A 10,772-nucleotide genomic window follows, 5' to 3' on the forward strand; every position below is an offset into this window, starting at 1 on the left:
GAGCTCGCCGTCGTCGTGCTGACGCCGCTCGCGGCCTTCGAGGCCACCGGGCTGCTGCCCGCCGCGGCGGTCCAGCTGCTGCGCTCACGGCGGGCGGCCGCGCGCCTCGTCGCGCTGCTCGACGACGCCGACCCGTCGCCCGAGGAGGCTCCGCCGGCCGCCGCCGCGGTACCCGACGGCGGTCCGCTGCTCGAGGCACGGGGCCTCGCGTGCGGGTGGCCGGGACGCCCGGTGGCGTGCGCCGGCGTGGACCTCGTGCTCCACGCCGGGGACCGCGTGGCCGTCGTGGGACCCAGCGGTGCGGGCAAGACCACGCTGCTCCTGACCCTGGCCGGGCTGCTGCCCCCGCGCGCCGGCAGCGTCCGGACCGGCGGGCGCGACCTGGCGGCGCTCCCCCGCGCGGAGGCGGCCGGGGTCGTCGTCGTCACCACCGAGGACGCCCACGTGTTCGACACGACGGTCCTGGAGAACCTGCGCGTGGCGCGGGGCGACGTGACTCCCGCGCAGGCCGGGGACGCCCTCGCCGCGGTGGGCCTCGGCGCGTGGCTCGCGGCCCTGCCGGACGGGCTGGACACGATGCTGGGCTCGGGCGGGGCCCGGGTCTCCGGCGGGGAGCGGCGCCGGCTCCTCGTCGCCCGCGCGCTGCTCTCCCGCGCGCCCGTCCTGCTGCTGGACGAGCCGGCCGAGCACCTCGACGACGGCGCGGCGGCGCTCCTGACAGGGCTGCTCGACGGCTCGCTCGCCCCGGGCCGCGCCGTGGTCGTCGTCACGCACCGGTCCGAGGGCCTCGAGGCGGCCGACGCCGTGCTGGAGCTCGCGGGCCGGTCCGCGCCGGCCGCCGGACGCGGGTAGCGTGCAAGGGACCCGCCGGGCCGCGCCCACCGGTGCGCGCGCGAGCGGGACGCAACCACGGAGGACCACCGCATGATGTCTTGGGGCGGCACCACGAGCACGGGGGCCACCGACGGCGCCCGCCCGGCGGGCACGCCCGAGCCCGCGCGCGGTCACCACGAGGACCGGCTCGCGGCCGCGGACCTGCTCCACGCCGCCGTGGCGCTCGGCGCGGACCTCGACCTGCCGACGGTCCTGCAGCGGTTCGTCTCGGCGAGCGCCGACCTCACGGGCGCGAGGTACGCGGCGATCAACGTCCTCGACTCGCAGGGCCGGTCGACCACGTTCGTCCACACCGGCATCGACGAGCGGCTCGCGGCGCTCCTGGGCCGGCCGCCGCACGCGATCGGCGTGCTCGCCTCCATCCCGTCCCACGGCACGCTGCGGCTCGCCGACCTGACGCAGCACCCGACCTTCCAGGGGTTCCCCCCGGACCACCCGCCCATGGGCTCGTTCCTCGGTGCGGCGGTGCGGGTCCGCGACCGGGTGTTCGGCTACCTGTACCTGTCCGAGAAGCCCGGCGGCTTCACCGACGAGGACGACGAGGCGGTCGTCACGCTCGCGGCCGCCGCGGCGGTGGCGATCCAGAACGCGCAGGTCTACGCCGAGTCGGCGCGGCGCGAGCGCTGGCTCCAGGCGGGCCAGGAGATCACGACGATGCTGCTCTCGGGCGCCGAGGAGGAGGACGTCCTCGCCCACATCGCGACCTCGGCCCGCGACGTCGCGGGTGCCGACACGGCCGCCCTGGTCCTGCCGGGTCTCGGGGACGAGTGGGTCATGGAGATCGTCGACGGCGTCGCCGCGGACGAGCTCGTCGGGACCGTCATGCCCCCGGACGGGCGCGCCCGCACGGTCCTGGCGGACGGCAACGGCCTCGTCGTCGACTCGCTCTCCCGGGCACGCTCGATGCGGGTCGACGCGCTGCGCCAGTTCGGTCCCGCGCTCTACGCACCGATGCACGCCCACGGACGCGGCGTCGGGGTGCTCGTGCTGCTGCGGCGCAGCGGCGCCGCCCCCTTCGCCCCGAGCGACCTCACGACCGCCGAGTCCTACGCCGCCCAGGCGGCGCTGGCGCTCGTGCTCGCCGAGGCCCGGCACGCCCAGGACGTCGAGGCCCTCCTCGACGAGCGGGAGCGCATCGCACGCGACCTGCACGACCTCGCCATCCAGCAGCTGTTCGCGACCGGCATGCAGCTGGAGACCGTGCGGCGGCGCGCGGCCCGCGGTGTCGACGCCACGGAGCTGACGGGCATCGTCGAGGACGCCCTGGACAACGTCGACGCGACGGTGCGGCAGATCCGCTCCATCGTCCACGCACTGCGTGACCCGGACGCGAGCGCGCCTCTGGCCGAGCGCCTGCGCCGCGAGGCGTCGCTCGCGCGCACAGGGCTGGGCTTCGCCCCCGGGCTGGTCATCACGCTGGACGGCCGCGTCCTGGACTCCGACGCCGCGCTCGAGTCCGACGCGGCCACGATCGACGACCGCACCGGCGAGGACCTGGCCGACGACGTGGTGGCCGTGGTGCGCGAGGGCCTGGCCAACGCGGCCCGCCACGCGCGGGCCACCGCGGTCACCGTGCGCGTGGACGTGGACGGCGAGCCCGGCGAGGGGCGCATCCGCGTCGAGGTCCAGGACGACGGCGGGGGCCTGGCGCCGGAGCGGGACCGTCGTTCGGGGACCGAGAACCTCGCGGCGCGCGCCCGGCGCCACGGCGGCACCTTCGTGCTCGAGCCGGCCCCCGGGCGCGGCACGCTGCTGTGCTGGGAGACGCCGCTGCCCTCGCACGGCTGAGCGTCGCGGCGGCGCAGGTGGCGCGCCGCGCCTCGTTCCTGCGCGGTGCCCGCGCCGGCGTCAGTCGTTGTCGCCGCGCCAGGCGCTGCGCTTGTGCCCGGCGACCCACGCGGCCACCTGCGTGCGGCGCTGCAGCCCCATCTTCGCCAGCAGCGAGGTGATGTGGTTCTTGACCGTCTTCTCCGCGACGCCGAGGCGCTCCGCGATCTCGCGGTTGGACATGCCCTCGCCGATGAGGTCGAGGACCTTGCGCTCGCTGGGCGTCAGGTCGATCGTCGGGTCGTCGTGGTCGGCCCGGCGCCGGGTCACGGTCCGCTCGTCCAGCAGAGTGCGACCGGCGGCCACCGAGCGGATGACGTCGGCGATCTCGGCGCCGCGCACGCTCTTGAGCACGTACGCCGCGGCGCCGGCCTGGAGCGCGGCGGCGAGCGCGTCGTCGTCGTCGAAGGACGTCAGGATGATCGCGCGGGTGTCGGGCAGCGGGGCCTTGAGCGCGTTGAGCAGGTCGATGCCCGTCCCGTCGGGGAGCTGCAGGTCCACGAGCATGACCTGCGGGCGCACGAGGGTGGCGCGGCGCACGCCCTCGGCGACGGATCCCGCCTCGGCGACGACCCCCATGCCGTCGGCGCGGTCGACCACCTCCGCGATCCCGCGTCGGACGACCTCGTGGTCGTCGACGATCATGACGGCGATGTCCGCCGTCCGGTCGGTCTCAGGCGTCAGGTTGGCTGCCACGGCTCGATCCTAGGCCCGGCGACCGGCGCCCGGTCGAAGGCGCGACGAGGGCGGCGGCGCGGGACGCGCCCCGCGCGGGCGTGGCTGGCACCTCGGGCAGGTGAAGGACGAGCGGTTCGCGAAGGCCTCGCGCACCACCGGCGTGCCGCAGCGGGGGCACGGTCGGCCGGCCTGGCCGTACACGGCGAGCGAGCGGTCGAAGTAGCCCGAGCTGCCGTTGACGTCGACGTAGAGGGCGTCGAAGCTCGTGCCGCCGGCCCGCAGCGCCTCGCGCATGACGTCCGCCGCCGCGTCCAGCAGGCGCCGGACCTGGACCGGCCGCAGCATCGCGGCGCCGCGCGCGCCGTGGAGCCCGGCGCGCCACAGCGCCTCGTCGGCGTAGATGTTCCCGACCCCGGAGACGAGCGTCTGGTCGAGCAGCGCCCGCTTGACCTCGGTCCGCCGTCGGCGCAGGGCGCCCACGAGCGCGTCCCGGTCCAGGTGTGGGTCGAGCAGGTCGCGCGCGATGTGCGCGACCTCCCGCGGCAGCGCGGCGAGGTCGCTCCCCCGACCGGCGGGGGCGCCGTCGGGCACCGGGACCAGGTCGGCGACGAGCAGGTGGCCGAAGGTGCGCTGGTCGACGAAGTCCAGGACGTGCGCGCCGTCGTCGGGCCCCTGCGGCCCGCGCAGGTGCAGGCGCGTGCGCAGGTGGGGGTGGGACGCCGCCTCGTGGGCGTCCGGCCCGGACCGGCGCACGAGGAGCTGCCCGCTCATCCCGAGGTGGGCGAGCATCGCCTCGCCGGACTGCTCGCCGTCGAGCAGGAGCCACAGGAACTTGCCCCGCCGGACCGCCGCGGTGAAGGTGCGGCCGACCAGGCGCCCGGCGAAGTCGGCGGGGCCGCCCTCGTGCCGGCGCACGCTGGACGCGCGCCGGACCTCGACCTCGGTCACCGTGCGACCCAGCACGTGCCGCGCCAGACCGTCGCGGACGGTCTCGACCTCGGGCAGCTCAGGCACGAGGCGCGGTCAGCGGGTCGCGGCGGGCTGCACCGCCGCGGGGTCGAGCTCCTGGAGCGCCTCGTAGGCGGCGGCGGCGGCCTCCTGCTCGGCGACCTTCTTCGAGGGCCCGCTGCCCTCCCCGCGCACCTGGCCGCCGACGAGGATCCGCGCGGTGAACACCCGCGCGTGGTCGGGGCCCTCGCCCTCGACCTGGTACTCCGGGGGGCCGAGCTCGAGCCGCGCGGAGAGCTCCTGGAGCGAGGTCTTCCAGTCCAGCCCCGCGCCGAGCCCGGCCGCGGCGCTGAGGGTCTCGGCGACCAGGCGCTCGACGAGCCCGCGCGCCGGCTCCAGGCCGTGCGTGAGGTAGACCGCGCCGATGAGCGCCTCGAGGGTGTCGGAGAGGATCGAGTCCTTCTCCCGGCCGCCGGTGGCGAGCTCGCCCTTGCCGAGGAGGAGGTACTGGCCGAGGTCGAGCTCGCGCGCGATCGCGGCGAGCGCACGCTGCGAGACGGTCGCGGCGCGCATCTTCGCCAGCGCACCCTCGGACAGGTCGGGGTGGCGGCGGTACAGGGCCTCGGTCACGACCAGCCCGAGGACGGTGTCACCCAGGAACTCGAGGCGCTCGTTGGTCGGGATGCCGCCCGCCTCGTGGGCGAAGGACCGGTGCGTCAGTGCCAGCACGAGAAGCTCGGGGTCCAGGTGGACCCCGAGCTTCTCGACGAGCTGGGCGGCAGGCGTGGCCGTCATCGGGCGTCGACCTGCGGGTAGGGCACGGGTGTCAGCGCGACTCGTGCTCGGTGCGCACGGCCTCGGCGTACTGACGGCCGTTGTAGGTGCCGCAGGACGGGCACGCCACGTGCGGCAGCTTGTTGGCCTGGCAGCGGGGGCACGTCGTGAGGGTCGCAGCGGTCGTCTTCCACTGCGACCGACGCGCACGGGTGTTGCTGCGCGACATCTTGCGCTTCGGAACAGCCACGGCTAGCTCTCTTTCGTGTCGTCGAACATGCTCTTCATCCGGTCGAGCTCAGCCCACCGGGGGTCAATGACCTCGTGCGTGTGGTCCGCGTTCTCCGGGTCCGCCAGCCGCACCCCGCACTGCGGGCACAGGCCCGGGCAGTCCGGCATGCAGACCGGCAGGAACGGCAGTGCCGGCACCACCGTGTCCCGCAGCGCGGGCTCGAGGTCGATCAGGTCGCCCTCGAGCTCACGTACGTCTTCTTCCTCGTCGCCGTCCTCGAGCGCGACCTTGGCCCGCTCAGGGTAGACGTACAGCTCCTGGACCTCGGTCTCGACGTCCTCGACGACCTCCGTCAGGCAGCGCACGCACTCCCCCACGGCCCGGGCGCCGACGGTCCCGGAGACCAGGACCCCCTCCATCACGGCCTCGAGCCTCAGGTCGAGGCGCAGGTCGTCACCGGCGGGGATGCCGATCACGGCGGTACCGAGGTCCTGCGGCGCAGGGACGGTCTTCTGCTCGCGCCGCATGGTCCCGGGTCGCCGACCGAGCTCGTGCGTGTCGAGCACGTACGGCGATCGAGGATCGAGGGTGAGCGGGCGCTCCACAGCGTCACGTCCTGTGTCGAGGGGGTCTCGGTCCGCGCCACGAACGGCAAGGACCAACGTGGAATGCTACGCCATGCCGCGGACCGCTCCCAACCGGGGCCCGCCGCCGGCCCGCGGCTCAGACCTCGTCGGCGAGCCGCTCGGCGAGCTTCGCGCGGCCCGCCTGCACCTGCGCGAGCACCTTGCCCAGGTCGATCTCGAAGTCGGCGAGCCGCCGGTCGCAGTAGTCGTCCGCGTCCCGGCGCAGGCCGTCGGCGACCTCCTGGGCCTCGGCGACGATCTCGTCGGCACGCACGCGCGCCGCGACGACGACGTGCTCCTGGTCGACCAGCTCCTCGGCCCGCTCCCGCGCGGCGGTGATGAGCTCCTCGGCCTGGCGTCGGGCCTCCGCGAGCACCTCATCGGCGCCCGCCAGCACCTGGTCCGCCTCGGTGAGCTGGGACGGCAGGACGGCGTAGGCCTGGTCGACGAGGTCGAGGAGCTCGGCCTTGTTGACCAGCACCGACGACGACATCGGCATCCCGCGCGCCGAGCTCACGGCGTGCTCCAGCGCCTCGAGGATCCCGGTGAGGCCGGCCTGGTCGCCGTCGTCGCGCGCCGCGGGCACGCCCGCGGCCTCGCCCCGCTCGCGCTGCGCCGCCTGCCGGTCGAGGGGGTGCTCGTGCTCGTCGGGATGCAGGTGGTTCATCGTGCCTCCTTCGTCCGGGCCGCCTCGGCGAGCCGCTCGCGCACGGCGTGCGCGACGCCGGGCGGCACCAGGTCGTCGATCGGGCCGCCGTGCCGCGCGACGTCCTTGACCAGCGACGACGCGATGTGGGTGACCGAGCGGTCGGCGGGCAGGAAGAGGGTCTCCACGCCCGTCAGGTGGCGGTTCATCAGCGCCATCGGGAGCTCCGCGTCGTAGTCCGCGCCGTTGCGCAGCCCCTTGAGCAGCACCGTCGCCCCGACGTCGCGGCAGAAGTCGACCAGCAGCCCCGGCACCGCGGCGACCCGCACGGTGGGCAGGTCGGCGACGGCCCGCTCCGCCAGCGCCAGGCGCTCGTCGAGCGGCAGCAGCGGCCGCTTGGTCGCGTTCGTCGCGACGGCCACCACCACCTCGTCGAAGAGGGCGGCACCCCGGCGCACGACGTCGAGGTGCCCCAGGGTCACGGGGTCGTAGGAGCCCGGGCAGACGGCGACGGTCATCGGCCCACCATAGGCACTGACGGGGCGCGGGGCGCCTGCGGCGCGACACCCGCCGGTTCGGCGAACCACACGACCGTCTCGCCGTAGCGCCGCTGGTCGTCCCGCCGCAGGCCCGCCGGCCACGTCGGCTCGGGCGAGCGGGAGGACCGCTCCACGACGACGACGCCCCGGGCGTCCAGTCGCGGCACGAGGGCCTCGAGCACCGCCGTGAGCTCGTCCTCCGGCAGGTCGTACGGCGGGTCGACGAGCACGAGGTCGACCGCCTCGCCGGTGGGCCGCTGGACGTGCGTGAGCACCCGCTCGGCGGCGACACGCACGCCGGGCAGCCCGAGGGCGGCCGCGTTGCGACGGCACACGTCCGCGGCCTGCCGCGCCGACTCGACGAGCACCACCGCGGCGGCGCCACGGCTGGCCGCCTCGAGCCCGAGCGCACCGGAGCCCGCGTACAGGTCCAGGACGCGGGCGCCGTCGACCACGTCGAGGTGCTCGAGGCGCGAGAACAGCGCCTCGCGCACCCGCTCGCTCGTCGGCCTGGTGCCCTTGCCCGGCACCTGGAGCACCCGGCCTCCCGCCGTCCCCGCCACGATCCGCGTCACGCCCCCAGGCTAGGGGCCCGGCGAGCGGCGACCCGCGTCAGCTCCGGTCGAGGAACTCCTCGCGGGTCGGGTCGAGCCAGCGCTCGATGGCGTCGCGCAGCACCGGCCACTCGCTCAGGTCGGGGTCCTCCGCGACCAGGCCGACGGCATCCTCGCGCGCCTGCGCGATGAGGTCCGCGTCGCGCACGACGCGCAGCAGGCGCAGCGAGCTGAACCCACCGGACTGCGACGCCCCGAGGACGTCGCCCTCGCGGCGCAGCTCGAGGTCGACGCTCGCCAGCCGGAAGCCGTCCGTCGTCTCCGCGAGCGTCCGCACGCGGGTCGCGGCGTCCGTGCCCTCGGCCGCGTCCGACACCAGCAGGCACAGCCCCGGCGCCGACCCGCGCCCCACGCGCCCGCGCAGCTGGTGCAGCTGGGAGAGGCCGAAGCGGTCCGCGTCGAGCACGACCATCCCGGTCGCGGCCGGGACGTCCACCCCGACCTCGATCACCGTCGTCGAGACGAGGACCTGCACCTGACCGGCGGCGAACCGGTTCATCACGTCCTCCTTCTCGCTCGGCGGGAGCCGGCCGTGCAGGACGCCGACCTCGACACCCGCGAGCTCCGGCATCGCGCGCAGCTCGGCGGCGACCTCCTCGACGGCGCGCAGCGGCCGCCGCTCGGGCTCGACCCCCGCCAGCGGCAGCGTGCCGTCGTCGTCGGGGTCGCCGTCGGCGCGGGAGCCGGAGCGGCGGCCGCTGCGCGCCTCGACGAGGTCGGCGTCGTCCGCGCCGGCGTCGTCGTCCGCGCTGATCCGCGGGCAGACGACGTACACGCGGTGACCCGCGTCGACCTCCTCGCGCACGCGCCGCCACGTCCGCGCCATCCAGGCGGCGTTGCCCGCGGGCACGACGTGCGTCGTGGTCCCCGCCCGGCCGGCCGGGACCTCGGTCAGCGTGGAGACCTCGAGGTCGCCGAACACCGTCATCGCGACCGTGCGCGGGATCGGCGTCGCCGTCATCACCAGCAGGTGCGGGGTCGTCCCCGCCTTGGCGCGCAGCGCGTCCCGCTGCTCGACGCCGAAGCGGTGCTGCTCGTCGACGACCACCAGGCCCAGGTCCGCGAACTGGACCTGCTCCCCCAGCAGCGCGTGGGTCCCCACGACGATCCCCGCCCGGCCCGACGCGGCGTCGAGGAGCGCCTCGCGCCGGGCGGCGGCCGACTGCGAGCCCGTGAGCACGGCGACCCGCGTCGCGCGCTCGGCAGCGCCGAGCATGCCCTCCTCCGCGAGCGGCCCCAGCAGCGCGCGCAGCGTCCGCACGTGCTGCGCCGCGAGCACCTCGGTGGGCGCCAGGAGCGCCGCCTGCCCCCCGGAGTCGACGACCTGCAGCATCGCGCGCAGGGCGACCACCGTCTTGCCGGAGCCGACCTCGCCCTGCAGGAGCCGCTGCATCGGGCGGTGCGCCGCCAGGTCGTGGCCGATCTGCTCGCCCACCTCGCGCTGGCCGGCCGTCAGCTCGAAGGGCAGCCGCCGGTCGAACGCGGCCAGCAGGCCGTCCGCCGCTCCCGGGCGGGCGACCGCCTCCTGCGCCGCGACGAGGGCTCGGCGCCGGGCCAGCGCGGCCTGCAGGACGAAGGCCTCCTCGTACTTCAGGCGGTGCCGACCGCGCCGCCAGTCGTCGTCGGACCACGGCAGGTGCACGTCGTGGAGCGTCTCGTGGACGGTGCGCAGGCCGCGGCGCTCCCGCACGGGCGCCGGCACGGGGTCGGCGAGGTCCTCCGGTCGCATCGGGTCCAGGACGGTGCGCACCGCGAGCGCGATGCGCCACGTCGGCAGGCCCGCGGCCGCCGGGTAGATCGGGATCGGCCGGCTGGCCTCGACCAGGGCGGCCGCCTCGTCGTCGGCGTCGCCCCCGATGATCGTGTAGTCGGGGTGGGTGAGCTGGAGCTCGCCGCGGTACGTGCCGACGGTGCCCGTGAACAGGCCCACCTGCCCCGGGACGAGCCGGCGCTCGTGCGGGTGCAGCGCGCCGCTGCGCTTGGCGAAGAAGGTGAGGCTCAGGTCCCGGCGTCCGTCGGACACACGGGCCTGGAGCATCGCGCCGCCGCGCGAGCGCATCTGCCGCACGGTCGCCTGGCGGACCTCGGCCATGACGGTGACGTGCTCGCCCACCACGACCGACGACAGGTCGGTCATCCGGCCGGGCGCGGCGTACCGCCGCGGGTAGTGCTGCAGCAGGTCGCCGACCGTGTGCACGTCGAGCTTGCCCAGCGCGGCGGCCGTGCGGGGGCCGAGCACGCGGCCGAGCGGGTCGGCGAGCCAATGCGGGCGCCCGTCGGGCGGCGTCGGCACCTCGTGGTCGTCCAGCGTCATCTCCCCGCTCTCACTCCGCACCCAGCACGACGTCGGCGCCCGGCGTCCCGCCCGCGAGCACGACCACCTCGACCCCGGCACGCCGCTGCGCCAGCCCACCGACCAGACGCTCGCCCACGTCGGGCGACGTGCCGGCACCGAGCACCGCGGTCAGCAGCGTGCCCTCGGGTCCGAGGAGGTCGAGGGCCGTGTCGAGCACCGCCCCAGCATGCCCGTCGCCGCCGACACCGCGGCGGTCCTCCGGCGCCGGGACGCACCCGGGGCGGACGGCGCGCACCGCGTCGACGAGCGCGGCGACGGCGTCCTGCGCCGGTGCCGCGCTCGCGAGGGTGGCGAGGGTCGCGGCGCCGACCACCACGCGGACCTCGTCGAGGTCCGCGAGCACGGTCGTGCCCGGCCCGGACACGGGCGGCGCCCCGCCGGGCAGCGCTCCGGCCGGGGCCAGGACCAGGACGTGGTCCGCACCGGTGTCCTCGACCGCGCGCCCCACCTCGTCGCCCGCGACGCCGCCTGGCGGTACGAGGACGACGACGGCGCCGGCGCGCGCGAGGTCCGGCAGCAGCCCGGGCGCCCGGGTCACGGCGACGACGCCCACGAGGGGACGGTGCGCCCCGTGGACGCCGGACTGGGCGAGGAGGTGCCGCACCCGGACCTGGCTCGCGCGGCAGCCGAGGTCGCCG

11 protein-coding genes and 1 pseudogene are annotated in these 10,772 nt (G+C 76.4%); 2 read left to right on the plus strand and 10 right to left on the minus strand.

Translation table 11 applies throughout. The features are described from left to right. Together IDM29_RS11245 and IDM29_RS11250 are read left to right on the plus strand one after the other, a co-directional pair. On the plus strand, positions 1-852 hold an 852-nt coding region (locus IDM29_RS11245; protein WP_188037537.1), incomplete at its 5' end, for an ATP-binding cassette domain-containing protein. A 72-nt stretch (positions 853-924) separates the two neighbouring features. Then, positions 925-2,682 carry a GAF domain-containing sensor histidine kinase gene (locus IDM29_RS11250; protein ID WP_182111536.1) on the plus strand — a complete coding sequence of 586 codons (1,758 nt, stop codon included), beginning with the start codon at positions 925-927 and terminating at the stop codon, positions 2,680-2,682. 60 nt (positions 2,683-2,742) lie between these two features. Here IDM29_RS11250 and IDM29_RS11255 read toward each other — a convergent pair whose 3' ends face one another. The 10 genes and pseudogenes from IDM29_RS11255 to IDM29_RS11300 form a co-directional block, all read right to left on the minus strand. Then, positions 2,743-3,366, minus strand: a complete 624-nt coding sequence (locus tag IDM29_RS11255; RefSeq protein WP_182114210.1) for a response regulator transcription factor — start codon at positions 3,364-3,366, stop codon at positions 2,743-2,745. 60 nt (positions 3,367-3,426) lie between these two features. Next, positions 3,427-4,413, minus strand: a complete 987-nt coding sequence (gene mutM / locus IDM29_RS11260) for a bifunctional DNA-formamidopyrimidine glycosylase/DNA-(apurinic or apyrimidinic site) lyase (RefSeq protein WP_182111537.1) — start codon at positions 4,411-4,413, stop codon at positions 3,427-3,429. A gap of 9 nt (positions 4,414-4,422) precedes the next feature. Next, on the minus strand, positions 4,423-5,142 hold the full coding sequence (rnc, locus tag IDM29_RS11265; protein ID WP_182111538.1) for a ribonuclease III: 720 nt from the start codon (positions 5,140-5,142) through the stop codon (positions 4,423-4,425). A gap of 31 nt (positions 5,143-5,173) precedes the next feature. After that, entirely contained in the window at positions 5,174-5,371 is a 198-nt protein-coding gene (rpmF, locus tag IDM29_RS11270; RefSeq protein WP_182111539.1) for a 50S ribosomal protein L32, read from the minus strand. A gap of 2 nt (positions 5,372-5,373) precedes the next feature. After that, a complete protein-coding gene (locus tag IDM29_RS11275) occupies positions 5,374-5,958 on the minus strand; it encodes a DUF177 domain-containing protein (protein ID WP_220457947.1) in 585 nt (194 codons plus the stop codon). 118 nt (positions 5,959-6,076) lie between these two features. Then, on the minus strand, positions 6,077-6,646 hold the full coding sequence (locus tag IDM29_RS11280; RefSeq protein ID WP_255491561.1) for a hypothetical protein: 570 nt from the start codon (positions 6,644-6,646) through the stop codon (positions 6,077-6,079). After that, positions 6,643-7,143 (minus strand): pantetheine-phosphate adenylyltransferase, encoded by a 501-nt coding sequence (gene coaD, locus IDM29_RS11285; protein WP_182111540.1) that lies wholly within the window; start codon positions 7,141-7,143, stop codon positions 6,643-6,645. The genes IDM29_RS11280 and coaD overlap by 4 nt, the downstream gene beginning before the upstream one ends. Beyond that, positions 7,140-7,739, minus strand: a complete 600-nt coding sequence (gene rsmD / locus IDM29_RS11290) for a 16S rRNA (guanine(966)-N(2))-methyltransferase RsmD (protein WP_182111541.1) — start codon at positions 7,737-7,739, stop codon at positions 7,140-7,142. Before rsmD ends, coaD begins: the two co-directional genes overlap by 4 nt. A 37-nt stretch (positions 7,740-7,776) precedes the next feature. Next, complete coding sequence (locus IDM29_RS11295) at positions 7,777-10,092, minus strand: ATP-dependent DNA helicase RecG (protein ID WP_182111542.1); 2,316 nt, start codon at positions 10,090-10,092, stop codon at positions 7,777-7,779. A gap of 10 nt (positions 10,093-10,102) precedes the next feature. Then, positions 10,103-10,772: pseudogene (locus tag IDM29_RS11300) on the minus strand (hypothetical protein); the annotation flags it as partial.

The sequence above is a fragment of the Actinotalea sp. JY-7885 genome (genome assembly GCF_014525465.1).
Lineage (GTDB): Bacteria > Actinomycetota > Actinomycetes > Actinomycetales > Cellulomonadaceae > Actinotalea.

Coding starts and splice junctions, on each gene's coding strand:
- IDM29_RS11250 (WP_182111536.1), top strand. CDS start 925: ATGATGTCTTGGGGCGGCACCACGAGCACGGGGGCCACCGACGGCGCC.
- IDM29_RS11255 (WP_182114210.1), bottom strand. CDS start 3,366: ATGATCGTCGACGACCACGAGGTCGTCCGACGCGGGATCGCGGAGGTG.
- rnc (WP_182111538.1), bottom strand. CDS start 5,142: ATGACGGCCACGCCTGCCGCCCAGCTCGTCGAGAAGCTCGGGGTCCAC.
- IDM29_RS11280 (WP_255491561.1), bottom strand. CDS start 6,646: ATGAACCACCTGCATCCCGACGAGCACGAGCACCCCCTCGACCGGCAG.
- coaD (WP_182111540.1), bottom strand. CDS start 7,143: ATGACCGTCGCCGTCTGCCCGGGCTCCTACGACCCCGTGACCCTGGGG.
- IDM29_RS11295 (WP_182111542.1), bottom strand. CDS start 10,092: ATGACGCTGGACGACCACGAGGTGCCGACGCCGCCCGACGGGCGCCCG.